Here is a 24405-nt window from a genome sequence, read left to right as displayed (position 1 = left end):
CTCATGCGACCACCCCGGATCGCAGGGCGCGCGGTGAGGCGAGGTAGGCGAGGCACACCACGGCCATCACGGGCACGGACACCGCGAGGGGAGCCGTCGCGGCGACGAGGCAGACCAGGACGCTCGTGCCGGCGCACAGCAGGGCGGACGCCGTGTGCGACCAGCCCTGGTCGACGAGCTGCTGGTAGACGTGCTCGCGATGGGCCTGCATGAGCGGGCGTCCGCCGACCGCGCGCTTGACCAGCACCCAGCCGGTGTCGGCGAGGTAGACGACCAGGGGGGCCACGCAGAGGACGGCCGGGACACCGTTGGCCCACGCCCATGCCGCTCCGACGACGACGAGGAACCCGATGCCGTAGCTGCCCACGTCGCCGAGGAAGATCCGGGCGCGGGGGGCGTTCCAGGGCAGGAAGCCCAGCATGGCTCCCGCGAGGCTCGCGCCGATGACCGTCAGGCCCTCGACGTCGTGCTCGGCGCCCACCCAGCACCACCAGGCACCGGCGACGGCAGCGGTCAGGGCTGAGATCCCGTTGATGCCGTCCATGAAGTTGAAGGCGTTGACGTAGCCCGCGACCACGACGACCACGACGAGCGCGAAGAGGGCGACGGCGACCGACGGCGAGGCCGCCGCCCATGCCCACGCTGCGACCACGGCGCCCGCCACCAGCTGGAGCACCAGCCGGACGGGGCCGGGCAGCGACCTCCGGTCGTCCACGAGTCCCACGGCTGCGAGGCCGATGGACACGACGAGGGGGACCCAGAGCACCTCGGCCCCCGCGAGCGCGGCAACGAGCGTCGCGAGCGCAACGGCAGCCATCACCGCCAGCCCGCCACCGCGCGGGACGGGCGCGCTGTGCGACGAGCGCTCGTTGGGTACGTCGAGCAGCTGGGCGCGTCGCAGGACCGGCACGATCAGCCCGGTCAGCGCGAGACCAGCGGCCAGTGCCACCCAGAAGGCGACCATCACGCTCCGGATTCGATCCGCCGGCGGAACGCCGGCAGCCCGTCGAGGAGGTCGACCACGCCGTCGACGTCGAGCCGCTCGGTGTTGTGGGAGTGGTAGTCGTCGATCTCCGACTCGTGGCGGTCGCCCTCGTCGAAGTACTCGCCGTAGTTGAGGTCTCGGGCATCCACCGCGACCCGGAAGTAGTCACCCTGGTCCGTGGCCCGGGCCAGCTCCTCCCGCGTGGCGAGGGTCTCGTAGAGCTTCTCCCCGTGCCGGGTGCCGATCACCTTGATGTCGGGCTCGGTGCCCATCGCCTTGCCGACGGCGAGGGCGAGGTCCTCGATCGTGGAGGCGGGGGCCTTGCGGATGAAGAGGTCGCCGGGCTGCGCGTGGGCGAAGGCGTGCTCGACCAGCAGCACGGCCTCGTCGAGCGACATCAGGAAGCGCGTCATCTGCGGGTCGGTGACCGTCACGGGCTCCCCTGCCCGGATCTGGTCCATGAACAGCGGGATCACCGAGCCGCGCGACATCATCACGTTGCCGTAGCGCACCGTGGACACGACGGTGTGGGCCGTGGGGTTGTTGCGCGCGAAGGCCTGGGCGACCTTCTCCATCATCGCCTTGGACATGCCCATGGCGTTGACGGGGTAGGCCGCCTTGTCGGTGCCCAGGCACACGACGGACCGCACGCCGTTGGCGTTGCTGGCCTCGATGACGTTGGCGCTGCCGAGGACGTTGGTGCGCACCGCCTCGAGCGGGAAGAACTCGCAGCTGGGCACCTGCTTGAGCGCGGCCGCGTGGAAGACGTAGTCGACCCCGCGTGTCGCGCGGTCGACGCTGTCGTAGTCGCGGACGTCGCCGATGTAGAACCGCACCCGGTCGTCGTTCAGCGCGAGGCGCATGTCGTGCTGCTTGAGCTCGTCGCGGCTGAGCACGCGGACCTCGCCCACGCCCGAGTCGAGGAGTCGACGGACCATGGTGTGGCCGAACGAGCCGGTGCCACCGGTCACGAGCACGGTGGACTGGGGATCGACGGGGGTCGACACGGGGATCTCGCTTTCGAGCTGGAGAAGGGTGGAGCGCTCAGCGATGGGTGGCGGCCGGGTCGGGCAGGTGCACCCAGTCCTCGAAGGCCTCGAGGACGTCCGAGTCCGACGCCCCCAGGTCGAAGGCGTGCACGACGTTAGTCGAGAGCGGGCTCACGGCCGAATGCGAGACCAGCGGGTGCTTCGAGGGCTCGTCGCTCTCCGCGCCGCCGAAGAGCCGCTCGTGGAGCTTCTCGCCCTCCCTCAGGCCGGTGTAGACGATGTCCACGTTCTTGCCGGACATCGCGATCAGCTGGCGCGCGACGTCGACGATCTTCACCGGCTCGCCCATGTCGAGGATCATCACCTCGCCGTCCTCGCCGATGGCACCGGCCTGGATGACCAGCTGCACGGCCTCCTCGACGGTCATGAAGTAGCGGGTCACCTCGGGGTGCACGACCGTGACCGGGCCGCCGGAGGCGATCTGCGCCGTGAAGGTGTGCAGCACGGAGCCGCGGGAGCCCAGCACGTTGCCGAACCGGACGCTGATGTAGGCGCCGTCGGCCTCCTTCGCCGTCGCCGCCGTGAGACGCTCGGCCACGCGCTTGGAGTAGCCCAGCACGCTCGTCGGGTCGGCGGCCTTGTCGGTGGAGATGTTGACGAAGGTGGTGACGCCGACGTCCGCCGCGGCACGCAGCACGTTGGCGGTGCCGAGCACGTTGGTCTTCATCGCCTCGTGGGGGTACTGCTCGAGCATGGGGAGGTGCTTGAGGGCGGCGGCGTGGAAGACGACCTCGGGACGACGGTCCTCGAAGATCCTTCGCAGGGCAGCCTCGTCGCGGATGTCGTTGAGCACGACATCGCGGCTGTCGAGCAGGGCGCGGCCGTGGATGGAGAGCTGGACGGAGTGCAGGGCCGACTCGTCGCGGTCCAGCATGATCAGCTCGGCGGGACCGTAGCGGTGCAGCTGCCGGCAGAGCTCGGAGCCGATGGAGCCGCCGGCTCCGGTGACGAGGACGCGCTTGCCGGTGACGTAGCCAGCGATGGCCTCGAGGTCGGTCTCGACCGCAGCACGCCCGAGGATGTCGGTCATGTTGACGTCGCGGACGTCGCGGACGTCGGCGTGCGCGGCGAACGACTCGGCGAAGGGCGGCAGCACCTTGATCGTGATGCCCAGCTGCGCCGCGCGGTCGACGAGGGGCTTGATCATCTCCTTGCTGGCGCTCGGGATGGCGACGACGACGACCGTGGCGCCGGTCGAGGCGACCACGCGCTCGAGGTCGGCGACGGTGCCGAGGACGGCGATGCCGAAGTGCCGCCGCTTGCGCATCCACGGGTCGTCGTCGAGGAACCCGAGCGGGACGTAGCCGGACTCCGGGCGCGAACGCATCGAGTGCACCAGTCGCGCGCCGCTCGCCCCAGCGCCGACGATGATGGCCCGCTGTCCGGACACCGAGGACACCGGCGCGAGGCGCATGGTGAGGCGACGCCACAACGCACGGGTGATCAGCATCATGAAGAAGCCCAGGCAGGTGCCTGTCACCGGGACGCTGCGGGCGACCCAGTGGGGGTCCACCACGGCGTTGGCCGTGAAGACCACGAGGCCGGCGACCGCGGTGGCGGCGCCGAGGAGGATGGTCTCCTCGTTGGTGGCCACGCCGACCCGGCCGAGGTAGACGCGCCCGAGCAGACCGACACCCCACTGGAGGAGGACGGCGCCCGCGGCCACCATCGCCCCGTCACGGAGCGTGGCGCTGCCGAGGACGTCGTACCGCACGACGATGGCGAAGAGGTACGCCGCGAGCAGCGCGAGGGCGTCAAAGGCCATCAGCACCGCGGTGCGACGCCCACGGACGGCCGCCTGGATGAGCAGGGTCACTGCGCCGACCCCCCGACCCCGGGGAGCCGTGTGGCTCCGCTGTTGTCGGACTGCGGCATATGGATCCCCCTGCTGAGCATGGCTCCGCCGAATCCCCACGATCCGGCGACTGTCGGCTGTCCAACGAGACCAGCCAGTCAAGGCTATGTTGACATTGTCCGGACCAGTGGCGAAATCGACGTGGTGTGAGTTTCAACATGTGGATGTCGCGTGGAGATCTCCAACTTCACTCCACCAGGGGTCCACGCGTCAACCACCCGAAGGGCGGGTTCGCGTCACCTCGCATCAGGGGCGTCAGCGAGGCAGCAGCACCCGCACCGTCGTGCCCTCGCCGAGGGCGCTGTCGACGGACACCTCGCCGCCGTGGGCCTCCACGATGGTCCGCACGATCGTGAGGCCGAGGCCCGTGCCCGGCACCTGTCGCCGGCGGGCGTTCTCGCCGCGGTGGAAGCGCACGAACACGTCACGCAGGTCTTCTGCATCCATGCCCTCGCCGGTGTCGGCGACCGTGATCTCGACGTAGCGTTCGGAGGCGCCGAGCGTCACCGACACCCGGCCCCCGCGCGGGGTGTAGGTGATGGCGTTGGCCACGAGGTTGTCGACCACCTGCCGCAGCCGCATGCCGTCGGCGACCGCGACGAGGGAGTCGGGCAGGTCCGCCTCGAGCGTCACCCCCGCGCCCGCCGCGTCGACCGCGGCCGAGTCGAGCGCCTCGGACAGCACGGTGACCACGTCGACGCGGTAGGGGTCGATGATCGTGGACCCGGACGTGGCGCGCGTGGAGAAGAGCAGGTCGGCCACCAGGTGCGACAGGCGCAGGATGTTGCGCCTGGCCGCGGCGATCTGGTGCTGCACCTCCGGCCCGATGGCGGCGGAGTCCTCGACCAGCTCGAGGTAGGCCATGGCCGAGGTCAGCGGGGTGCGCAGCTCGTGGGAGACCGACGCGACGAAGTCGTCCTTGACCTTGATGGCGCGCATCAGCTCGGTGACGTCCTGGTAGGACAGCGCGGCGCCGGTGAGGGCACCGAACCGGTCACGGATGGAACGGGCGGAGACCGACAGCGCGCGACGGCGCTCCGGGTCCGCGCCGACCCACAGCCGGAAGTCGTCGAACTCCTCCCCCGCCACCGCCCGGGTCGTGGGCATCTCCTCGGCGGTGAGCGGGCGGCCGTGCTCGGCGTCGAAGAGGAACCCGGTCTGCCCCACCCGCCCGAGGTGGCCGTCGGGGAAGGCGAGGTCCATGAAGTCCTGATGGCGCGAGTTGTAGCCCTGGTAGACGCCGTCGGCGTCGAGGAGCAGCAGTCCGACCGCGACCGTGTCGAAGACGGCCTCGGCCTTGCGCTGCTCGGACTCCACGGCGGCCTCGGCCGCGTCGAGGCGCTCGACGAAGGCGTGCCGCTCGGTGAGGTCGGCGATCTGGGAGATGAAGTGGATCGGCGCACCGTCGGGCCCGCGGAGCAGGGCCACCGACAGGTCGCCGATGAGGACCGACCCGTCGGCGCGGAGGTAGCGCTTGGTGATCCGGTAGGACGCGATCTTGCCGGCCAGGGCCTGGTTGAGCAGGCGCAGGTCGCTGGCGAGGTCGTCGGGGTGGGTGATGTCCTGGATCGTCAGCGTCGCCATCGTGTCGGCGTCGTAGCCGAGCATGTCGCACAGGGCGACGTTGGCGGTGAGGAAGTCACCACCCGGGGACACGAGCGCCATCCCGACCGGTGAGTGCTCCACGGTGAGGCGCCACAGGTCGTCGGTCTCGGGCAGGCGCGTCTGCTGCGTCACCTGTCCCCCCTTCACCAGACAGAGCGGTGAGACCACCGTACGGACTCCCACGCCGTCCGGACACGACTTCGCCATAACTGCGGGGAACCTGAACGAACGGACCGACCGGAGATCACGGGTGAGGGGACGACGAATCCGGGACGCGAGCCACCGGCTGTTACGTTCCATCACGATGAGCACTCCACCTCTCCGCACCCTGGTCCGCACCCTCGTCCACGCCGTCGTCGGCGCCCTCGTCGCCGCGCTGGTCGTCGGATCACCTGTCCCTCCGGCCCAGGCGGAACGGGTGACGCCGGAGCTCTTCGGCATGGACCTCATCCAGCTGCCGGAGCCGGCCGTGCCGCTCGGGCCGACGCCGACAGCACGCCTGATCGTCAAGTGGGCCGGCATCGAGACGACGCGTGGCGACTACGACTGGTCGGCCCTCGACGCCCGCGTCCGGATGGCCGAGGAGAACCACGCGAAGCCGCTGCTCACCATCTACGCCACCCCGGCGTTCCACGCCGTGGGCGAGTACGTCTCGCCGCAGTGGAGCTATCTGCGGCCCCCGTCCATCCGCGCCTATCGCGCCTTCGTGCGAGCCCTGGCCAAGCGCTACGGCACCCGGGTCGACTACCAGCTCTGGGCCGAGATGAACGTCCCCGGCAACTACCTCGGCACGCGGGAGCACATGGCGAAGATGGTCTGGGGCGGGTCCAAGGAGGTGCGCGCGGCGGCGCCCGGGGCACTCGTGGTCGCCCCCCAGGGCCCGGTCCGGCTCAAGGGCAACCGCAACTGGTTCCGGAAGTTCTGGGGCCTGCGTGTCCACGGCAAGCCGGTGGGCAAGTGGGTCGACGTGGCCACCTTCAGCGGCTTCCCCCTCGCCAAGCACGGCCCCGAGAAGCAGATCCGGCTCACCAAGTGGGTGCGCCGCATCACGAGCGACAACGGCTTCACCGGCCCGATCTGGATCGTCGAGGTCAACTACGGCATCCGCCTCCCCCGACCGACCGTCCCGGTCAGCATGGACCGCCAGGTCGCCAACGTGGTCAAGACCTACGTCCTGAACGCCTCGATCGGCACCCAGCGGGTCTACTGGCACTACTGGTCGAAGCCCACGTCGGTCATGGACACGGCGATGCTCACCGAGGACGACCAGGTCGCCCCTCCCGGCAAGGCGTTCGGGGTCATCCAGCCCTGGCTGATCGGCACCCGCGCCGAGGGCTGCACTGTCAAGCGCGACGACCTCTACTCCTGCCTGTTCACCACCAAGCGCGTCGAGCGCCGAGTCGTGTGGACCGTGTCGGGGAAGCGGCGGGGCGTCCTCGCCCCGGCCGGCGCGACGACCGTGTCCTCGCCCGATGGAACCGTGCGCCCGATGGGGTCGGCCAAGCGGGTGCAAGTCGGCCTGGTCCCGGTGATGATCGAGTCGCCGCGCGCGACCGACTGACGTACGAACCGAAGGGGCTCCGACCAGCGTGTGGTCGGAGCCCCTTGGCGTCTCTGGTCGGCGAGCTCAGGCGGTGACGAGCACCTGCACCTCGGCCACCGACCCGGTGGCGGCCACCACGCGGGTGTCCACGGGCTCGGCCTTCGGCGCGAGCGTGCGCAGGGTCCACTCACCGTCGCCGGCGAAGAACCGGAAGTGCCCGGTCGCCGAGGTGGGGACCTCCGCGGTGAACTCCCCGCTGCGGTCGAGCAGGCGGACGTAGGCGTTGGGGACGGGCTCTCCCCCTGATGCGCCGCCACGCAGGACCTGACCCTGGATCACGGCCTCCTTGGCGACGTTCACGCCGTCGAGCGAGAGGCCACCCTCGGTTGCTCCGCACATGTCAGGCCTCCCCCGGCTCGTCGCCGAGGGCCACGGGAACGCCGACGAGGGAGCCGTACTCGGTCCACGAGCCGTCGTAGTTCTTCACGTTCTTGCGGCCGAGCAGCTCGGTCAGCACGAACCAGGTCAGCGAGGAGCGCTCGCCGATGCGGCAGAGGGCGATGGTGTCCTTGTCGGTGTCGAACCCGACCTCGTCGTAGAGGGCGGTCAGCTCCTCGTCGGACTTGAAGGTTCCGTCGTCGTTGGCGTTCTTGCTCCACGGGACGTTGACCGACGTCGGGATGTGACCGGCGCGCTGGGCCTGCTCCTGCGGGAGGTGGGCCGGGGCGAGCAGCCGGCCGGCGTACTCGTCGGGGCTGCGCACGTCGACGAGGTTCTGGGTGCCGATGGCGGCGACGACCTCGTCGCGGAAGGCGCGGATCGAGGTGTCCTGGTCCTGCGCGGTGTACGACGTCTTCTCGCGCGTGGGCAGCTCGTCGGTCAGCTCGCGGGAGTCGAGCTCCCACTTCTTGCGGCCACCGTCGAGGAGCTTGACGTCCTGGTGGCCGTAGAGCTTGAAGTACCAGTAGGCGTAGGCCGCGAACCAGTTGTTGTTGCCGCCGTAGAGGACCACGGTGTCGTCGTTGGAGACGCCGCGCTCGGAGAGCAGTGCCTCGAACTGCTCCTTGTTGACGAAGTCACGACGGACCTGGTCCTGGAGGTCGGTGGTCCAGTCGAGCTTGATGGCTCCCCGGATGTGGCCCTTGTCGTAGGCGGTGGTGTCCTCGTCGACCTCGATGAGGACGACGCCGTCGGTGTCGAGGTTGTCCTCGACCCACTGGGCGGTGACGAGCGAGTTCTCGCGGCTCATGGTGGTTGTGCTCCTTGGTGGTGGTGGATCTTCGGTGTCAGGCGGTGAGGCGGCGGGCGAGCAGGTAGAGCTCGCAGCCGAGGCAGAAGGCGAAGAGGGCGTTGAGCAGGGCGGCGACCAGCGCCAGGCCGACCGCGACCTGGCCGAGGAGCGTCGCGCCCGCCAGCAGGGCGACGAGCCCGACGACGGCGAACACGAGGCCAACGGCCTGGGCGAACCGCGGCGGCTCGGGCGCCTCCCACTCGGTCGGCGCCGCCAGGCGGGGCCGGACGAGCGTGCGGAACAGCCAGGCGTGCGGCGTGGCGTGCACGCCCCGCACGGCGCCGACGGCGAAGAGGACCGTCTGCACGGCGAGCAGGGCGACGCTCCAGGGCTCCGGCAGCAGCAGCACGGCGACGAGCACGACGGCCGTCAGGCCCGCGGCGAGCTGCGGACCCCGCGGGTCGATGGCGCCGTCGGGCGGTCGGGGCGCCGACGTCGTACGTGCCGTGGCACCGCTGCCGGGAAGGCTGGTGTGCGTGGTGGACATGTCGCTCCTGGAGATGGTCGTGGCCCGGCTCGCTCCGGGCGCGCTGGAAAGGCGTGCGCAGCGCACGGATCCACCAGGGACGGTCCTGCAGCAGGAGGACCTAGGGGGTCAGGACTGGCGGACCCGTCAGGACATTCGACACAGCGCCGAGCGCACGCGGCAGTGGTCCACTGCGCGGCGCCGGGTGAGCATGGTCGAGGACATGCGGACGACAGTAGGCCGTACCAGGCCCCGCCGTAGGTGGTGTCTCATGATGTGGTCCATGCATCCATATCGTGAGATCAGATCGAGCCGAGCGCGCTCAACACCTGGGCCCGGTTCGGGGCGCCCGTCGCCCGGGTGACCTCACGGCCGGTGGCGTCGAGGACCACGGTGGTCGGCGTGCGGAGGATGCCGAACGCGCGCGTGGCGTCGAGGTGCTGCTCGGCGTCGACCTCGACGTGGGTCACGCCGTCGACCAGGTCGGCGACCTCGCCGAGAACGCGTCGCGTGGCGCGGCACGGTGCGCAGAAGGCACTGGAGAACTGGAGCAGCGTGGCCCGCTCCCCCAGCGCGCCGCCGACGCTGCCGACGAGGTCGGCACCGGGGGGTGTCGTGGCGGGCGCCGCGACGGCCTCCTCGACCGGATCCGGGACGGCCTCCTCCTCCGGGCGGCGTACGACGTGGGTGCCGCGGAAGCGCCCGTCGGTGCCGAGGCGCCACAGGCCGACGCCGAGGGCGAGCACGACGGCGACGACGGCGATCCAGGCTCCGGGGGTCACGTCGCGCTCAACGCGCGGACGCTGCCTCGATGTTCCCGTTCAGCGCGCCTCGAGCCGCGCGACCTCGCCCCGCAGGCGGGCCACCTCGTCCTCGAGCTCGAGCACCGCCGCGATCCCGGCCAGGTTGAGCCCGGCCGCGAGGAGCTCGCGGATGCGGTGCAGCCGGTCGATGTCGTCCTCGCTGTAGAGACGGGTGCCGCCGGCGGTCCGGTCCGGGTCGACGAGGCCGCGGCGCTCGTAGACGCGGAGGTTCTGGATCTGGAGGGAGGTCATCTCTGCCGCGACCGAGATCGCGAACACCCCTGCCTCGCGCCGTGCCATGCCACCTCCTCGATCGAGTGCTCACCGTCCCTGCGTCCGGGACTTGATTCTGCCTGACTCATGGAATATAAGAAACCTATAACCGTTGTTACACATCGCAGAGGCACTCACGCAGGGCCTCACCCCGATCCGAGAACCAGGAGGAAGACACGATGCTCATCCGCAGCGCAGACCCGTTCCGTGAGTTCGACCGGCTCACCCAGCAGCTCATGGGCACCACCAACCGTCCCGTCGCCATGCCGATGGACGCGTGGCGCGAGGGTGACCGCTTCGTCCTCGAGTTCGACCTCCCCGGCGTCAACCCCGAGTCGGTCGACCTCGACGTCGAGCGCAACGTGCTGACCATCCGCGCCGAGCGCGTGGCCAGCAACGGCGACTGGCAGATGCTGGCCTCCGAGCGTCCGCGGGGCGCGTTCAGCCGCCAGCTGGTGCTGGGCGACAACCTCGACCTCGACCGCATCGAGGCGGCGTACCGCGACGGCGTGCTCCGGCTGGTCGTCCCCGTGGCCGAGAAGGCCAAGCCGCGCAAGATCGAGGTGCGCACCAGCTCCGAGGACCACGCCGCGATCGAGGCCTGACCTTCACCCAGCACCGTCACGCACGGTCGAACGACACAGGAACGGGCCCCGCGGAGCAGCTGCTCCGCGGGGCCCGTCGCGTGTGGTGCGAGGTGCTGGAAGGTCAGCGCTTGATCTTGACCTTCGTCCGGATGTCGCCGGAGCCGACCTTGCCCTTGCCCTTCACGGTGAACACGAGCTTGTGCTTGCCCTTGCCCAGGGCCTTCTTGAACCGGACGACGCCCTTGCCGCCCGTGATCTTGGCCTTGCCCAGCTTCTTGAGCTTGTCGTCACCGTTCTTCTTGGTGCCGACGAGCTCGAAGACGGTGATCGTGGCCTTGACCTTCTTGGCCTTGAGGGGCTTGACCTTCAGCGTGATGGCCGCGGCCCTCTTCGAGACCTTGGCCTTGAGCTTGGGCTTGTAGCCGATCTTCGGGGTCGTCTTGGTGACTGCCTGGGCCTGCGCGAATCCCGCGTCGTTCGTGACGCGTCCGGTGACCTTCTTGCCGAGCATCGACTTGGTGATCTTCAGCGAGGGGCCGGTGCCGACGACCGTGCTGCCGGCGAGCCACTCGTAGGTGAACACGGACTGGGCCTCGGTGTTCCAGCGGCCCTTGTCGATCCGGATGGTCTTGCCGACCCAGGCGTCGCCCGCGACCTCGGGGCGCTCGATCGCCTTCACGTCCTTGGTGAGGGCGGCGGAGATGCCGGTGGTGAGCTGACCGGGCTTCACGGTGATGGTGGTGGCGTCCTCGGGGAGGGCGTCCTTCCACCACTCGGTGACGTGGTCGTCGGCCCCGAACTGGACGGTGTAGGTGCCCGCCCACAGGGTGCGGACGTCGTACGTGCCGTCGAGCTTGAACTCGTAGGCCTGACCGCCGAAGTTGTTCTCGGCGTCGCGGAAGGAGGCCCAGGGGTCCTCCGGCACGCCGCCGGCCTCGCTGGTGATCGCACCGCTCACGCCGCCGGAGACCGGCAGGGTGAAGTCGAGGGTGCGCGGGGCCGAGGTGATCGGGAGGGCCGTGTCGTAGCCGAGCTTGTTGCCCGACCACGTCGTGCGACGGAGGAAGTCGCCCTCCTCGCGCGGCTCCTGGTCGCTGCGGACCACGAGCTTGAACTCCGTCTCGCCGGCGATCCGGTCGAGCTGGGCGAAGTGGTACTGGCCGGCGCGGTTGCTGTAGGTGGAGGCGACCACCTTGGCGTCCTTGGGGTCGGCCGGGGTGTCCAGGACGTCGATCTCGTAGCCGATGCCGAGGTTGCCGAGCTCGTCGCGGACGGTGCCGCTGACGTCGACGCCGTTCGGGGTCGCGGCGGGCTTGAGCGTCAGGACCGCGTCGATCCCGGTGACGGCCTGGCCGGGGGCCACCGTGACGATGTTGGGGTCGGCCGGGGAGTCGAAGGCGACGTTGTTCCAGTACTCGCCGTGGTACTCACCAATCTCGTCGTAGAACGCGACCTCGTGCGTGCCGGTGGCGACGCCCTCGATGGTGTAGACGCCGTTGGCGTCGGTGTAGTCGCAGCCGTCGTTGCTGCACGCCTGGACGCGCGCGAGCGGCTGGGCGTACTCGTTGGTGACGCGACCGGAGATGGAGCCGCCCGGCGCCAGGGTGACGACGCCGACGTCGGCGCCGGCAGCCGTGGGACCGACCGGGTCGGCCGCGTCCTGGGAGGCCTTGTCGTTGTACCACTCGGTGGCGAGCTCGTCGCCGCTGTCGGGGTCGTAGCCGCTGAAGACCAGCTTCACCGACGGCGCCGTCGTACCGACGCGGAAGGCGCCGTTGCGGTCGGCGGAGTCGCTGCCGACCGGGTTGCCGGTCGTGGTGTCGTACGCCCGGACGGACGCGCCGCGCACGGCACGGCCGTCGGCGGTGCGGACGATGCCGGTCACGCTGGGCGCGCGCTCGATCGTCCAGGGCGAGAGGGTCTGTGCGGCACCGGCGACGGTGACGACGTCGGCGGTCGCCTCGTCGGGCTTGTCGCGGTACCACTCGGGCGTGTAGTCCGGCGTCGGGAAGAACCGCAGCTTGTAGCTGCCGTTCTCGAGCGGGATGTCGAAGGTGCCGCTGTCGACGACGTAGTTGCCGACGTAGGCGCCGGTGGTGCTGTAGACCGACATCGAGCCCTCGACGTAGTTGCCGGCGGCGTCGATCGTGCTGCCGCTGACCATGACGGCGGCGTTGGCCGGCGCGGCGGACACCGCTCCCAGCGCTGCCGCGGCGAGCGCTCCCGCTGCCACGACCGAAGTGAGGCGCGCACGCGCCCCCACAGACCCAGCTTGCATCTGGTTCCCCCTAGATATTCGTCATCACTGCACGGAGCCGCGCAGCCAGCCGACGACACAGCGTCGCCGCACCGGCACGTCCCCCGTCGCGGAGCCATGGGACTCCGAACGCGGTCATCCTGACCCACTCCGACAGGTTTCAAACACCCGGGTCCGGAACCCATTGCCTCGGGTTGCCCCAGCGGCCGGGGTCAGCCGCCGGCGAAGGGGGGCAGCAGCTCGACGACGCTGCCGGGGGGAACGAGCACCGAGGCCGGGTCCTGGGAGCGCACGGGCTGGTCGCCGAGGAGCACCGAGCACACCGCGACGGTGCGCGCCATCCGGTCGTCGGGGTGGCGCTCGAGGACGAGGGCGACGACGTCGGAGAGCGTCACGGTGCCCCCCACCTCGAAGGTGTCCTCGCCCGTGCCGGCGGCTGCGCGGGCGCCGGCCCAGTAGCGCACGGTGACCGTCTCAGCAGCGAGATCACGCCCGGATGACGTACTCATGCGGGATATCCTTCCTCATCCCCGGCTGAGAGGAGGGCCCGCATGAGCGCCCTGCTGCTGCTCACGGGTGCGCTGCAGCCCTCCGCCGAGGTGCTTCCCGGGCTCGCGCTCCTCTCGCACACGGTGAAGATCCTGCCCGCGCAGGGCAGCGCGCTGCTCGACGCCCCGGAGAGCGACCTCGTGCTGGTCGACGGCCGCCAGGACCTCGCCGCCGCCCGCGACCTGTGCCGCCTCATCCGCACGACCGGGGCCGACGCGCCGGTCCTGCTCGTGGTCACCGAGGGCGGCCTGGCCGTCGTCGCGCACGACTGGGGCATGGACGACGTCGTGCTCCACACCTGCGGGCCCGCCGAGCTCGACGCCCGGATCCGGCTGGCGATCGGCCGCGCCAGCGCCGCCTCGCCCGACGACCCGGCGGCCCACGTGATCCACCGCGGCGAGGTCGTCGTCGACGACGCGACCTACACCGCGCGCATCGGCGGACGTCCGCTCGACCTGACCTACAAGGAGTTCGAGCTCCTGAAGTACCTCGCCCAGCACCCCGGCCGCGTCTTCAGCCGCGAGCAGCTGCTGCAGGAGGTCTGGGGCTACGACTACTTCGGCGGCACCCGCACCGTCGACGTGCACGTCCGGCGCCTGCGCGCCAAGCTCGGCACCGAGCACGAGCACCACATCGGCACCGTCCGCAACGTTGGCTACCGCTTCGTGCTGCCGACGCGCGACAAGGACGACTCCCGCGACGAGCCCAGCCGCGACAGCGTCTCTGGCTAGTCTCGCCGGCATGGACCCCCGCCAGCAGGTCGAGGAGATCGCCCGCGCCGCCGAGGCGGCCGACGGTGCCGCACCTCTCGACGAGGCCGCCCGCATCGCGCTCGCCGACGGCACCGCGTCCGTGCTCACCGAGCCGGGCGGCTTCGCCCTCGTCCACGACGGCGACCTGTCGCTGGCCGTCGATCCGAAGTCCCGCGGCCGCGGGATCGGCTCGGCGCTGCTGACCCGCGCCGAGGCGTCGTACGCCGACGCGGTGACGGCGTGGTCGCACGGCAACCACCCCGCCGCCGCGCGCCTCGCTGCGAGCCACGGGTGGGACCGGGTCCGTGACCTGTGGGTGATGCGGCGTCCGACGTCGCTCGCGCTCCCCGCTCTCTCCGTGCCCTCCGGGGTGACGATCCGCGGCTACCGCGACGGCGATGCCTCGTCGGTCGTCGCGGTGAACGCCGCCGCCTTCGCGCACCACCCCGAGCAGGGGGCGATGGACCTCGACAACCTGGCGCGACGCATGGCCGAGCCGTGGTTCGACCCCGCCGGGCTGCTCGTCGCGGAGGACCCGTCAGGGATCCTCGGGTTCCACTGGACCAAGCAGCACGACGCCCGCCACGGCGAGGTGTACGTCGTCGGCGTCGCGCCCGCCGCCCAGGGCCGCGGGCTCGGCAAGGTGCTCACCCTCGCCGGGCTGCACCACCTCGCCGGGCTCGGCGTGGACGAGGTCCTGCTCTACGTCGAGTCCGACAACGCGCCCGCCGTCGCGCTCTACTCCGGTCTCGGGTTCGCGCACGCGGACGCCGACACCCACGTCCAGTACCGCCGGGCGCCGGGGTGACTCGAGCGGCCATATGGCCGCCCGGCATGCCGCATTCGCCTACCCGAGCGACCATGTGGCCGCCCGAGTGGGGGTTTGAGCACCCGGAACCCTCAGCGGAGGGGGCGGACGTGCAGGCCGACCTCGGGGTCGACGACGACCTCCTGGGCGGCCGGCATCTCGTCGACCGTGAGGGTCGCGTCGACGGGGACGTTGCGCTTGACCACCGCGAGGGCGACGGGGCCGAGCTCGTGGTGGCGGGCGCTCGAGCCGACGAAGCCGACGTCGCGGCCGTCGTACGACACCGGCGAGCCGGCCGCGGGCAGGCGGTTCTCCGAGCCGTCGAGGTGCAGCAGCACCAGGCGGCGGGGCGGGCGACCGAGCGTGTGGACGCGGGCGACCGTCTCCTGGCCGCGGTAGCAGCCCTTGTCGAGGTGGACCGCCGGACCGATCCAGCCGACCTCGTTGGGGATGGTGCGGTGGTCGGTGTCGAGCCCGAAGCGCGGCTCGCCGCGCTCGATGCGCAGCGCCTCGAAGGCCCACAGGCCGGCGGCGGGGCCGGCAGCGTCGGCGTACGCCTCGAGGCGGTCGCGGGGCACCAGGTCGTAGCGACCCGCCCCCTCCCCCGGGCGCCACATGACGGCGAGGTCCTCGACGAGCGAGACCTCGACGCGGGTCATGAACTTCATCCGCTCGAGCCACTCGACGAGGGCGGCGCCGGCGCCGGGCTCGGTGTGGGCGGTGAACGCCTCGCCGTCGTCGACCCCGGCGAAGGCGTGCTCGACGTGGCCCTGCGGGCTCAGGACCAGCGCCTGGGTCCAGGTGCCGGGCTCGAGGCCGGTGAAGTACTGGGTGGTGAGGTTGTGCAGCCAGCCCAGCCGCTCGGGGCCGGAGATGCGGAGGACGTCGCGGTGCGAGAGGTCGACGAAGCCGTCCCCGCCGGCGAGGGTGCGCTGCTCGGTGTTGAACGAGCCGTAGTGCGCGGCCACCGGGGCGTCGATGCCGTCGCCGGCGACGGCTCCGGGCAGGGCGAGAAGGGGGCTGGCCATGCTCCCGAGTCTAGGCGGCACCCACGCCGGGCCCCAGCGGCGAGGACGGGTCGAGCGGGGCGGGCGGCTCGTCCACCACGTCCGGCTCCGCGGTGCGGCCGCGCAGCTCGTCGCGCAGCCAGAAGGCGACGTGCCCGGCGCCCGCCAGGGTCGCGAGGCCGATCACGAGGAAGATCCACCGCCAGTCGAGCAACGTCACCAGCACTGCCCCGAAGGCGAGCGAGATCGCGCTCGGCACCGTCATCACGACCTCGGCGGCGGTCGAGACGCGCCCCATGAGCCGCTGGGGAGTACGACGCTGGAGGATCGTCATGTAGGCCACGACGAGCAGCGGCAGCGAGGCGCCGAAGAGCACGATGCTCACCAGCACGCCCGCGATGGACGGCGGGGCCGCCATGCCGAGCGCGCTGACCCCGAGGAGGACCAGCCCGAGGGTGCTGGTCGCGACCTCGCCGAGGCGTCGTACGCACCGGGCGGACAGCACGCCCCCGACGACCGCACCGATCCCCTGGACCGACACGAGCACGCTGACGTAGGTCGCGGCCTTCCCGAAGTGGTCGGTGAGCGCGAAGATCGCCGACTCGGTGAAGCCGAGGACGAGCATCGACAGGCCGAAGCCGATCAGCAGGTTGCCGAGCACCCGGTCGTGGACGAGGTGCCGGAGACCCTCGGTCAGCTGGCTCCAGTACGCCGACTCCTCGTGCTCCGGGGCGTCCTCCTCGACCCGGATGGTCGAGATCACCGCGGCGGCGAGGAGGAACGAGGCGGCGTCGACGAGCGCGACGGCCCACCCACCGAGCCAGGCGAACAGCGCGGCACCGAGCAGCGGGCCGAAGAGGCGGTAGGACTCCTTGACGGTCTGGATGCTGGAGTTCGCGTCGACCAGCAGCTCCTCGGGCATCAGCTCCTTGAGCAGGCCGTTGAGCCCGGCGGGCAGCACCACGAAGCTCACGCCGTAGAGGCCGGCGACGGTCCAGATGATCCAGACGTCGCCCGCGTCGCGGACCAGGAGGAGCGGCAGGACCGCGACGGCGGACAGCAGGTTGCCCCACACCAGCATCGGCTTGCGGCGGATGCGGTCGATCCACACGCCGACCAGCGGCGCGAAGATCGCCGGGATGCACATGAAGAAGAACGTGAAGCCGGCCATCGCGCTCGACCCGGTGAGGGTCTTCACCCAGATGCTGAGGACCAGCAGCATGATCGAGTCGCCGAGCATCGAGGTGGACAGGCCGGCGAACAGCCTGCGGAAGCCCGGCTGGGCGAACGCCGCCTTCATCGCTCGATCTCCACGGCCGCACCCCAGGCGACCATCTCGACGAGGCGCGATCCCTCGGGCCGCGCGCTGGCGTCGTACACCCGGGGCTCGTAGGCGCGGATCAGCTCGACGACGCGGTCGTTGACCTCCCGCAGCTCCTCGGCGGTGAGCCACCCCATGGTCTGGGTGAGCCGCGACGCCTCGCGCCACTCCGGCACGTCCTCGGCCAGGTCGGCGCGGAGGTAGCGGTCGACCCAGCGCTCCATCATCGCGCGGGCGAGCGCCTCGCCGGCGCGCTGCTCCTCAGGGGTGGCGTCGTCGTCCTCGCCCCAGTTGAGCCCTTGGTAGCTCATCTGCCAGGGCCGCTGGCGGCCGGTGCCGCCCTCGGCCTCCTCGATGAAGTCGTGCTCGGCGAGCTTGCGCAGGTGCCACGAGCAGTTGGCCGGCGACTCGTCGAGCCGATCGGCGAGCTGGCTGGCGGTCATCGGACCTTCGAGCGAGAGCAGCTCGATGATCGCGATCCGCACGGGGTGGGCGAGGGCGGTCAGCGCGCGGGGGTCGCGGAGGCGACGAGGCTCGGGCATGGATCGAAAGTACTCTTTCGAAAGAGTCCTTGCAATCGATTTGTCAGGACGTCTCGGCCCTGAGTCGCTGGGAGACTCAGCTCCGAGCGCAGTCGGCGCAGGTGCCGAAGATGGCCAGGTGGCCGACGTCCATCACGAAGCCGTCCTCGCCCAGCGCGGCAGCGAGCGGCGCCACGAGCGCGGGGTCGTACGACGACACCTTGCGGCAGCGCCGGCACACCACGTGGACGTGCTCGTGCTCGAGCGTGGAGTGGTACGTCGGAGCCCGGTCGCTGAGGTGCGTGTGGCGCACCAGCCCGAGCTCCTCGAGCACCTCGAGGGTGCGGTAGACGGTGGAGGCGTTCACGGAGCTGACCTGGCTGCGGACGTGGGCGAGCACCTCGTCGGGGGTGGCGTGGCGCAGCTCCTCGACCGCGCGCAGGATCAGCTGGCGCTGCGGGGTGAGCCGCAGCCCCTGCTCGCGCAGCCGGGCGGCGAGGTCGTCGCTCACGGGGTGCTCATGCTCGTTGCAGGCGCGCCCACGTGTGGGGCTGCAGCTCCTGACCGACCGCGGCCATGTCGTAGGCGTAGAGCAGGTCGCCGTCGACGTTGCCGTACATCCGCGAGCCCGCGTCGACGTGCTTGGCGGTCTCGGTGTAGGAGACCCCGGCGGTGTGCATCTCGAGCTTGCCGCCCTCGGCCGCGCCGTACCAGATCTCGGAGAACCCGATGTTGTGCGCGAGCAGGAACTCGACCTTGCCGGGCTCCGGGCAGCGCAGGAACCCGGTCTCCATCGCGGCGTCGCGGACGAACTCGCCCTGCTCGTCGACGATCCACGCGCGGGACATGTAGTGGAAGAACGGCCGGCCGTCGTGGGTGAAGATGAGCTCCTGGCCGAACTGGAACGACTCGATCGTCGGGTAGGCGCCGTGGCCGTTGCCGCGCCACGTGCCGAGGAGCCAGGCGACGGGGCCGCAGTTGGGGTGCAGGTTGTCCGGCAGCTCGAAGGGCATGGCCTCACCTTAGTGTTTGGTCATGGCTCGATCACTGGTCGTCAAGGTCACCTGCGGGGCCGAGGACGCCGAGCGCCTCAACCAAGGCTTCACCGTCGCCGCCGCCGCGGCCGCGGCCGGTGCCGACGTCTCGCTGTGGCTCACCGGCGAGGCAGCGTGGTTCGGCGTGCCGGGCCGTGCCGAGGAGTTCGAGCTCGAGCTCGCCACCCCCCTTGACCAGCTCATGGCGGCCGTCCTGACCTCCGGCACGATCACCGTGTGCTCGCAGTGCGCGGCCCGGCGCGGGCTGGTCGAGGGCGACCTGCGCGATGGCGTCTCGATCGCCGGCGCCGCCGTCTTCGCCGAGCAGGTCCTCGGCGAGGGCGTCCAGGCGTTGGTCTACTGAGACGAAGGTCATCTGACGTTCACCTTCCGGTGCCACACTGAGTGGCATGTCGGACCCGGCCACCCTCACCAGTGCTGTCTCCCCGTCGGTGGACGAGGGGCCGGTCGCCGAGCCGTTCGGCCACCCGACCGAGGTCTTCGACGTCGAGCCGCCCTACACCCCCGACGCGGCCGCCATCGAGGCCGTGGAGAAGTTCGACGACCGCTTCATCGACCGCGAGATCTCGTGGGTGCGGTTCAACCAGCGCGTGCTGGAGCTGGCCGAGGACCCGACACTCCCACTGCTGGAGCGGGCTCGCTTCCTCGCGATCTTCGCCAGCAACCTCGACGAGTTCTTCATGGTCCGCGTCGCCGGCCTCAAGCGGCGCATCGACGCCGGCGTCGCCGTCCGCGCCGCCAGCGGGCTGATGCCGCGCGAGCAGATCGAGCAGCTCTGGTCGAGCTGCCGCGACCTGATGGAGCGGCACGCCCAGGCCCTCGTCGACCTCCTCCCCGAGCTGGGCCAGCAGGGCATCGAGATCGTCCGCTGGGCCGAGCTCGACCGCGAGGAGCAGAAGATCTGCAAGAAGCTCTTCAAGGAGCGCATCTTCCCGGTCCTCACCCCGCTGGCCGTCGACCCGGCCCACCCCTTCCCCTACATCTCCGGCCTCTCGCTCAACCTCGCCGTGGTGGTGCGCCACCCCAAGACCGGCACCGAGCACTTCGCCCGCGTGAAGGTGCCCCCGACGTTCGGCCGCTTCGTGGGCCTGGGCAACCAGCGCTTCGTCCCCATCGAGGACGTCATCGGCGAGCACCTGAAGAAGCTCTTCCCGGGCATGGAGGTGCTCGGCGCGCACACCTTCCGCGTCACCCGCAACGAGGACCTCGAGGTCGAGGAGGACGACGCCGAGAACCTCCTCAAGGCCCTCGAGAAGGAGCTGCTCCGACGGCGCTTCGGCGCGCCGGTCCGCCTCGAGGTGGAGCAGTCGATCGACCCCAAGGTGCTCGAGCTGCTGGTCTCCGAGCTGGGCGTCGGCCGCGACGAGGTCGTCTCGCTGCCCGGCCCGCTCGACCTCACCGGGCTCAACTCCATCGCCGACCTGCCCCGCGACGACCTCAAGTACGCCGCCTTCCTCCCCTCGACGCACCCCAGCCTGGCCGAGGTCGAGTCCGCGTCCCCCGTCGACGTCTTCGACTCGGTCACCCGCCACGACGTGCTGCTGCACCACCCCTACGACTCGTTCGCCACCTCGGTGCAGCGCTTCCTCGAGCAGGCCGCCGCCGACCCGCACGTGCTGGCGATCAAGCAGACGCTCTACCGCACCTCCGGCGACAGCCCGATCATCGAGGCCCTCATCGACGCCGCCCAGGCCGGCAAGCAGGTGCTGGTGATCGTCGAGATCAAGGCGCGCTTCGACGAGCAGGCCAACATCCGCTGGGCCCGCAAGCTCGAGCACGCCGGCTGCCACGTCGTCTACGGACTGGTCGGGCTGAAGACCCACTGCAAGCTGTCGATGGTGGTCCGCGACGAGCCCGACGGCATCAAGCGCTACGTCCACATCGGCACCGGCAACTACAACCCCAAGACCGCACGGCTCTACGAGGACCTCGGCCTGCTCACGGCCGACCCGGAGACCGGCGAGGACGTCGCCCTGCTCTTCAACAACTTGTCCGGCATCAGCCGCAACACCACCTACGAGCACCTGCTCGTGGCGCCGGACAGCGTCCGCGACGGGCTGGTCGCCCAGATCCACCAGGAGGTCGCCCACCACCAGGCGGGCCGCCGCGCCGGCATCCGCATCAAGGCGAACTCGGTGGTCGACGAGGCGGTGATCGACGCGCTCTACCTCGCGTCGCAGGCCGGCGTACCCGTCGAGCTGGTGATCCGCGGCATCTGTGCGCTCCGCCCCGGCGTCCCCGGGCTGTCGGAGACCGTGCGGGTCCGCTCGATCCTGGGTCGCTTCCTCGAGCACAGCCGGGTGTTCTGGTTCGAGAACGACGGCGAGCCCGCGGCGTGGATCGGCTCGGCCGACATGATGCACCGCAACCTCGACCGCCGGGTCGAGGTGCTGGTGCGGCTGCGCGACCAGCACGTCGTCGAGGAGGTCCGGGCGCTGCTCGACCTCGCCCTCGACGAGGACACCTCCGCCTGGGAGCTCGGCGCGGACGGCGAGTGGCGCCAGCACAGTGGCGTACGACACCTGCACGACGCGCTCATCGCACGGCAGCGCGCCCGCCGTCGCTGAGCGCGGATCGCGCCGTTTTTCGAGCGACACGCCGGGCGACACGCCGAGCGGCGTACCCCAACGGACGGGCCCGGATCGGGCCTGAGGGCTCGGTTTGCACCTGCGGGCAATCCACCCCCTAGCATTACCCCGGTTCATCCGCCCCCCGTTCGGAGTTCACCGTGCGTTTGAAGTTCCGCCCCGTCGACAGCTCGTTCTACGACCTGTTCAGCGAAGCCGCCAACCACCTCGTGGGGGGCGCGCAGCTCCTCAGCGAGATGCTGGCCGAGGGCACCTCCCGTGCCGAGGTCGCGCAGCGCATGCGCGAGGCCGAGCACGCCGCTGACGAGACCACCCACTCGATCATCCGCCGGGTGAACAGCACGTTCGTCACGCCGTTCGACCGCGAGGACATCTACTCCCTCGCCTCGGCGCTCGACGACGTCATGGACATGATGGACGAGGCCGTCGACCTCATCCTGCTCTACGAGGTCACCTCGCTCCCCGCGGAGACCACCCAGCAGGTGGAGGTGCTGCAGCGCTGCGCCGAGCTCACCGCGGCCGCGATGCCGTCGCTGGAGTCGATGGGCTCGCTCGACGAGTACTGGATCGAGATCAACCGGCTCGAGAACACCGGCGACAAGTCGTACCGCCGGATCCTGGCCAACCTCTTCAGCGGTGAGTACGAGGCACTCGAGGTGCTCAAGCTCAAGGACATCGTGGAGTCCCTCGAGGGCGCGATCGACGCCTTCGAGAAGGTCGCGAACATCGTGGAGCAGATCGCGGTCAAGGAGTCCTGACCCGATGGAACTCGCGATCATCATCGCGGTGGTCGTCGTCGCCCTGGTGTTCGACTACACCAACGGCTTCCACGACGCCGCCAACGCGATCGCCACGTCCGTCTCGACGGGCGCGCTGACGCCCCGCGTGGCGCTGGCGATGGCGGCCGTCATGAACTTCGTCGGAGCGTTCCTGGGCCAGAAGGTCGCCCACACCGTCTCCGACACCATCGATCCCGGGCCTGGCAGCCACGGCCTGGTGATCGTGATGTGCGGCCTGCTCGGCGCCATCACCTGGAACATGATCACCTGGTACTACGGCCTGCCGTCGTCGTCCTCGCACGCCCTCATCGGCGGCCTCGTCGGTGCCGCGGTCGCGGCCGGCGCGAGCGCCAACTGGGCCGTCGTCCTGGAGAAGGTCGTCATCCCGATGTTCCTCTCCCCCGTGGTCGCCTTCACGCTCGGCTTCCTGCTGATGGTCGCCATCATGTGGGCCTTCCGCAACGCCAACCCCGGGCGCGCCAACCGCGGGTTCAAGGTCGCCCAGACGATCTCGGCCGCGGCGATGGCCCTGGGCCATGGCCTGCAGGACGCCCAGAAGACGATGGGCGTCATCTTCCTGGCGCTGCTCACCGGCGGCTACGTCGCCGAGTCCGAGGGCCTGCCGATGTGGGTGATCATCGCGGCCGCGACCGCGATCTCCCTCGGCACCTGGTCGGGCGGCTGGCGCATCATGCGCACGCTCGGTCGCCGCATCATCCACCTCGACCCCCCGCGCGGCTTCGCCGCCGAGTCGGTCGCGGCGTCGGTCCTCTACTCGACGGCGTACGTCTTCGAGGCGCCGATCTCGACCACCCACACCATCACCTCCGCGGTCATGGGCGTCGGCGCCACCAAGCGCCTCTCCGCCGTCCGCTGGGGCGTGGCGAAGTCGATCCTGACCGCCTGGGTGCTGACCTTCCCGGCCGCCGCCCTCGCCGCCGCCATCTGCTACTGGGTCGCCCACCTCTTCCTCCCCTGACCTTCGTCCGGGCCGGCTGCCGCCGGATCCGTCATACGAAGACGACCGCATCCGTTCGGGTTCGAATGACGGATCCCGCGAGTGTCCGGCTGCCGCCGGATCCGTCATACGAAGACGACCGCATCCGTTCGAGTTCGGATGACGGATCCCGCGAGTATCCGGCTGCCGCCGGATCCGTCATACGAAGACGACCGCATCCGTTCGGGTTCGAATGACGGATCCCGCGAGCGCCGTACGCCGGTGTGCTGACGCCGCAGCGCTCAGGCCGCGGGGCCGAGACGCGTCCAGCCGCCGTCGACGAGCGCCTGCTCGATCTGGGCGAAGAACTCGTCGGCCGCCACCCTGAAGCCGAGGACGGGGAGGCGGAGCACCCTCAGGTGCAGCAGCGTCACGTCGTTGTGCCGCAACGCATCGGCCACCACTTCCTGGGCCAGGACGTGCTGGATCCCGTCGATCTCCACCACGACCCCGAACTCCTCCCAGAGGACGTCGAGGTAGTAGCGACCGTCCGGTCCTCGGCGCACCACCTGGCGCGTCGGCTCGGGCAGCCCGCGGGCCCGGCACGCCGCGGCGAAGTCGAGCTCCGCCAGGCTGCGGACCCCACCGACGAGATCCGTCACGACGTCGACGACGAACCGCAGGCGCGGCGCCTTCTTGACCTGCAGCAGAGCGCGGGCGATGCGGTCCACCGGCGCGACGCCCTGCTGGACCGTCATCGTCAGCAGCAACGCCGCCTGGCGGTCGCTCCGTGCCCACAGGGCCCCACGCACGGCGGCAATCTCTGGCCGGGTTCGCGGCGGGCCCGCGCCGGGGAACACGTCGTCAGCCCGCCATCGCCGCGTCTGGCGCACGTCGACACGTGCGTCCCGGAAGACGCGGGCACCGCGGGGCACCGAGACGCGGTGCACCTCGAGATGGAAGCCCGTCAGCCCGGCCGCGATGAGCGAGGACGCACCGTCCAGTCGCGCTCGCGGTCCCCCCGACAGCTGGGCCGCCCACAGCAGGGTCGCCTGCGCCAGCGGGCCCGTGTGCACGACGACGACGTGCCGGCCGACCCGCTGCCATCGCCGGGCCTGGACGTTGGCGCGGACCTCGCCCCTCGTCAGCCCTGCGGCGTACAGCTGAGCACGGGAGACAGCCCCGGCCTGGTCGCGCGCGATCGCCGCGGCCCTCGACCGCTTGAGGTGGCGGAGGGACGCGGTGCGCCCTTCGATGCGTGGCTCCATCGGGCCAACGTCGCGCTGCCCACCGACACGTCGTACGGGCTGCCGGGCGTCCCTGTGGATGGCCGGTGTCGCGGCCCGCCTGTGGACGCTACGAGGACCGGTCGAC

The 24405-nt window shown here is 70.9% G+C and carries 25 protein-coding genes; 8 read left to right on the top strand and 17 right to left on the bottom strand.

What is annotated here, in order from left to right; translation table 11 throughout:
* Position 1 precedes the first annotated feature (1 nt).
* From Q9S36_RS24535 to Q9S36_RS24520, 4 genes are all read right to left on the bottom strand, one after another.
* Positions 2 to 964 carry a glycosyltransferase family 4 protein gene (locus Q9S36_RS24535; protein WP_311287622.1) on the bottom strand — a complete coding sequence of 321 codons (963 nt, stop codon included), beginning with the start codon at positions 962 to 964 and terminating at the stop codon, positions 2 to 4.
* Positions 964 to 1992 (bottom strand): polysaccharide biosynthesis protein, encoded by a 1029-nt coding sequence (locus Q9S36_RS24530; protein ID WP_311287443.1) that lies wholly within the window; start codon positions 1990 to 1992, stop codon positions 964 to 966. The genes Q9S36_RS24535 and Q9S36_RS24530 overlap by 1 nt, the downstream gene beginning before the upstream one ends.
* Before the next feature lie 37 nt (positions 1993 to 2029).
* Positions 2030 to 3850, bottom strand: coding sequence for a nucleoside-diphosphate sugar epimerase/dehydratase (locus tag Q9S36_RS24525; RefSeq protein ID WP_311287442.1), 1821 nt, complete (start codon positions 3848 to 3850; stop codon positions 2030 to 2032).
* A 294-nt stretch (positions 3851 to 4144) separates the two neighbouring features.
* Positions 4145 to 5626 carry an ATP-binding protein gene (locus tag Q9S36_RS24520; protein WP_311287441.1) on the bottom strand — a complete coding sequence of 494 codons (1482 nt, stop codon included), beginning with the start codon at positions 5624 to 5626 and terminating at the stop codon, positions 4145 to 4147.
* Between the two features lie 172 nt (positions 5627 to 5798).
* Between Q9S36_RS24520 and Q9S36_RS24515 the strand changes: the two genes are divergently transcribed.
* A complete protein-coding gene (locus Q9S36_RS24515) occupies positions 5799 to 7055 on the top strand; it encodes a hypothetical protein (RefSeq protein WP_311287440.1) in 1257 nt (418 codons plus the stop codon).
* Between the two features lie 66 nt (positions 7056 to 7121).
* Here Q9S36_RS24515 and Q9S36_RS24510 read toward each other — a convergent pair whose 3' ends face one another.
* The 5 genes from Q9S36_RS24510 to Q9S36_RS24490 form a co-directional block, all read right to left on the bottom strand.
* Positions 7122 to 7436 (bottom strand): DUF1416 domain-containing protein, encoded by a 315-nt coding sequence (locus Q9S36_RS24510; RefSeq protein WP_056905909.1) that lies wholly within the window; start codon positions 7434 to 7436, stop codon positions 7122 to 7124.
* Position 7437: 1 nt separating this feature from the next.
* Complete coding sequence (locus Q9S36_RS24505; protein WP_311287439.1) at positions 7438 to 8286, bottom strand: sulfurtransferase; 849 nt, start codon at positions 8284 to 8286, stop codon at positions 7438 to 7440.
* 37 nt (positions 8287 to 8323) lie between these two features.
* Positions 8324 to 8815, bottom strand: a complete 492-nt coding sequence (locus Q9S36_RS24500; protein ID WP_311287438.1) for a DUF4395 domain-containing protein — start codon at positions 8813 to 8815, stop codon at positions 8324 to 8326.
* Positions 8816 to 9096: 281 nt separating this feature from the next.
* Positions 9097 to 9576 (bottom strand): thioredoxin family protein, encoded by a 480-nt coding sequence (locus tag Q9S36_RS24495; protein ID WP_311287436.1) that lies wholly within the window; start codon positions 9574 to 9576, stop codon positions 9097 to 9099.
* A 39-nt stretch (positions 9577 to 9615) separates the two neighbouring features.
* A complete protein-coding gene (locus Q9S36_RS24490; protein ID WP_311287435.1) occupies positions 9616 to 9897 on the bottom strand; it encodes a MerR family transcriptional regulator in 282 nt (93 codons plus the stop codon).
* Positions 9898 to 10049: 152 nt separating this feature from the next.
* Between Q9S36_RS24490 and Q9S36_RS24485 the strand changes: the two genes are divergently transcribed.
* Positions 10050 to 10475 carry an Hsp20 family protein gene (locus Q9S36_RS24485; protein ID WP_311287434.1) on the top strand — a complete coding sequence of 142 codons (426 nt, stop codon included), beginning with the start codon at positions 10050 to 10052 and terminating at the stop codon, positions 10473 to 10475.
* A gap of 103 nt (positions 10476 to 10578) precedes the next feature.
* Here Q9S36_RS24485 and Q9S36_RS24480 read toward each other — a convergent pair whose 3' ends face one another.
* Positions 10579 to 12690 (bottom strand): hypothetical protein, encoded by a 2112-nt coding sequence (locus tag Q9S36_RS24480; protein ID WP_311287433.1) that lies wholly within the window; start codon positions 12688 to 12690, stop codon positions 10579 to 10581.
* Between the two features lie 236 nt (positions 12691 to 12926).
* Positions 12927 to 13223, bottom strand: coding sequence for a MoaD/ThiS family protein (locus Q9S36_RS24475; RefSeq protein ID WP_311287432.1), 297 nt, complete (start codon positions 13221 to 13223; stop codon positions 12927 to 12929).
* A 42-nt stretch (positions 13224 to 13265) separates the two neighbouring features.
* Between Q9S36_RS24475 and Q9S36_RS24470 the strand changes: the two genes are divergently transcribed.
* A complete protein-coding gene (locus Q9S36_RS24470; RefSeq protein WP_311287431.1) occupies positions 13266 to 13994 on the top strand; it encodes a response regulator transcription factor in 729 nt (242 codons plus the stop codon).
* Positions 13995 to 14004: 10 nt separating this feature from the next.
* Positions 14005 to 14823 carry a mycothiol synthase gene (gene mshD / locus Q9S36_RS24465; RefSeq protein WP_311287430.1) on the top strand — a complete coding sequence of 273 codons (819 nt, stop codon included), beginning with the start codon at positions 14005 to 14007 and terminating at the stop codon, positions 14821 to 14823.
* Positions 14824 to 14915: 92 nt separating this feature from the next.
* Here the strand turns inward: mshD and Q9S36_RS24460 are convergent, their stop codons facing one another.
* The 5 genes from Q9S36_RS24460 to Q9S36_RS24440 form a co-directional block, all read right to left on the bottom strand.
* Positions 14916 to 15851, bottom strand: coding sequence for a folate-binding protein (locus tag Q9S36_RS24460; RefSeq protein WP_311287429.1), 936 nt, complete (start codon positions 15849 to 15851; stop codon positions 14916 to 14918).
* A gap of 10 nt (positions 15852 to 15861) precedes the next feature.
* Positions 15862 to 17130, bottom strand: coding sequence for an MFS transporter (locus tag Q9S36_RS24455; RefSeq protein WP_311287428.1), 1269 nt, complete (start codon positions 17128 to 17130; stop codon positions 15862 to 15864).
* Positions 17127 to 17693 carry a helix-turn-helix domain-containing protein gene (locus tag Q9S36_RS24450; protein ID WP_311287427.1) on the bottom strand — a complete coding sequence of 189 codons (567 nt, stop codon included), beginning with the start codon at positions 17691 to 17693 and terminating at the stop codon, positions 17127 to 17129. Before Q9S36_RS24450 ends, Q9S36_RS24455 begins: the two co-directional genes overlap by 4 nt.
* 76 nt (positions 17694 to 17769) lie before the next feature.
* A complete protein-coding gene (locus Q9S36_RS24445; protein WP_311287426.1) occupies positions 17770 to 18183 on the bottom strand; it encodes a Fur family transcriptional regulator in 414 nt (137 codons plus the stop codon).
* A gap of 7 nt (positions 18184 to 18190) precedes the next feature.
* Entirely contained in the window at positions 18191 to 18685 is a 495-nt protein-coding gene (locus Q9S36_RS24440) for an FABP family protein (protein ID WP_311287425.1), read from the bottom strand.
* Between the two features lie 22 nt (positions 18686 to 18707).
* Between Q9S36_RS24440 and Q9S36_RS24435 the strand changes: the two genes are divergently transcribed.
* The 4 genes from Q9S36_RS24435 (at position 18708) to Q9S36_RS24420 (ending at position 23073) form a co-directional block, all read left to right on the top strand.
* Positions 18708 to 19070 carry a DsrE family protein gene (locus tag Q9S36_RS24435; RefSeq protein WP_311287424.1) on the top strand — a complete coding sequence of 121 codons (363 nt, stop codon included), beginning with the start codon at positions 18708 to 18710 and terminating at the stop codon, positions 19068 to 19070.
* 46 nt (positions 19071 to 19116) lie between these two features.
* Complete coding sequence (locus tag Q9S36_RS24430; protein WP_311287423.1) at positions 19117 to 21294, top strand: RNA degradosome polyphosphate kinase; 2178 nt, start codon at positions 19117 to 19119, stop codon at positions 21292 to 21294.
* A 161-nt stretch (positions 21295 to 21455) separates the two neighbouring features.
* Positions 21456 to 22073 (top strand): DUF47 family protein, encoded by a 618-nt coding sequence (locus Q9S36_RS24425; protein ID WP_311287422.1) that lies wholly within the window; start codon positions 21456 to 21458, stop codon positions 22071 to 22073.
* Between the two features lie 4 nt (positions 22074 to 22077).
* Complete coding sequence (locus Q9S36_RS24420) at positions 22078 to 23073, top strand: inorganic phosphate transporter (RefSeq protein ID WP_311287421.1); 996 nt, start codon at positions 22078 to 22080, stop codon at positions 23071 to 23073.
* A 260-nt stretch (positions 23074 to 23333) separates the two neighbouring features.
* Here the strand turns inward: Q9S36_RS24420 and Q9S36_RS24415 are convergent, their stop codons facing one another.
* Positions 23334 to 24299, bottom strand: a complete 966-nt coding sequence (locus tag Q9S36_RS24415; RefSeq protein ID WP_311287420.1) for a hypothetical protein — start codon at positions 24297 to 24299, stop codon at positions 23334 to 23336.
* Positions 24300 to 24405: the final 106 nt, after the last annotated feature.

Source organism: Microbacterium sp. ARD31 (assembly GCF_031844425.1).
This window is presented reverse-complemented; position numbering and strand designations above follow the sequence as displayed.

Excerpts from the sequence above, each read along its gene's own strand:
- Q9S36_RS24505 (WP_311287439.1), bottom strand. The coding sequence starts at position 8,286 with ATGAGCCGCGAGAACTCGCTCGTCACCGCCCAGTGGGTCGAGGACAAC.
- Q9S36_RS24460 (WP_311287429.1), bottom strand. The coding sequence starts at position 15,851 with ATGGCCAGCCCCCTTCTCGCCCTGCCCGGAGCCGTCGCCGGCGACGGC.
- Q9S36_RS24515 (WP_311287440.1), top strand. The coding sequence starts at position 5,799 with ATGAGCACTCCACCTCTCCGCACCCTGGTCCGCACCCTCGTCCACGCC.
- Q9S36_RS24510 (WP_056905909.1), bottom strand. The coding sequence starts at position 7,436 with ATGTGCGGAGCAACCGAGGGTGGCCTCTCGCTCGACGGCGTGAACGTC.
- Q9S36_RS24440 (WP_311287425.1), bottom strand. The coding sequence starts at position 18,685 with ATGCCCTTCGAGCTGCCGGACAACCTGCACCCCAACTGCGGCCCCGTC.
- Q9S36_RS24500 (WP_311287438.1), bottom strand. The coding sequence starts at position 8,815 with ATGTCCACCACGCACACCAGCCTTCCCGGCAGCGGTGCCACGGCACGT.
- Q9S36_RS24455 (WP_311287428.1), bottom strand. The coding sequence starts at position 17,130 with ATGAAGGCGGCGTTCGCCCAGCCGGGCTTCCGCAGGCTGTTCGCCGGC.
- Q9S36_RS24490 (WP_311287435.1), bottom strand. The coding sequence starts at position 9,897 with ATGGCACGGCGCGAGGCAGGGGTGTTCGCGATCTCGGTCGCGGCAGAG.
- Q9S36_RS24435 (WP_311287424.1), top strand. The coding sequence starts at position 18,708 with ATGGCTCGATCACTGGTCGTCAAGGTCACCTGCGGGGCCGAGGACGCC.
- Q9S36_RS24430 (WP_311287423.1), top strand. The coding sequence starts at position 19,117 with ATGTCGGACCCGGCCACCCTCACCAGTGCTGTCTCCCCGTCGGTGGAC.
- Q9S36_RS24485 (WP_311287434.1), top strand. The coding sequence starts at position 10,050 with ATGCTCATCCGCAGCGCAGACCCGTTCCGTGAGTTCGACCGGCTCACC.
- Q9S36_RS24420 (WP_311287421.1), top strand. The coding sequence starts at position 22,078 with ATGGAACTCGCGATCATCATCGCGGTGGTCGTCGTCGCCCTGGTGTTC.
- Q9S36_RS24415 (WP_311287420.1), bottom strand. The coding sequence starts at position 24,299 with ATGGAGCCACGCATCGAAGGGCGCACCGCGTCCCTCCGCCACCTCAAG.
- Q9S36_RS24470 (WP_311287431.1), top strand. The coding sequence starts at position 13,266 with ATGAGCGCCCTGCTGCTGCTCACGGGTGCGCTGCAGCCCTCCGCCGAG.
- Q9S36_RS24535 (WP_311287622.1), bottom strand. The coding sequence starts at position 964 with ATGGTCGCCTTCTGGGTGGCACTGGCCGCTGGTCTCGCGCTGACCGGG.
- Q9S36_RS24450 (WP_311287427.1), bottom strand. The coding sequence starts at position 17,693 with ATGCCCGAGCCTCGTCGCCTCCGCGACCCCCGCGCGCTGACCGCCCTC.
- mshD (WP_311287430.1), top strand. The coding sequence starts at position 14,005 with ATGGACCCCCGCCAGCAGGTCGAGGAGATCGCCCGCGCCGCCGAGGCG.
- Q9S36_RS24475 (WP_311287432.1), bottom strand. The coding sequence starts at position 13,223 with ATGAGTACGTCATCCGGGCGTGATCTCGCTGCTGAGACGGTCACCGTG.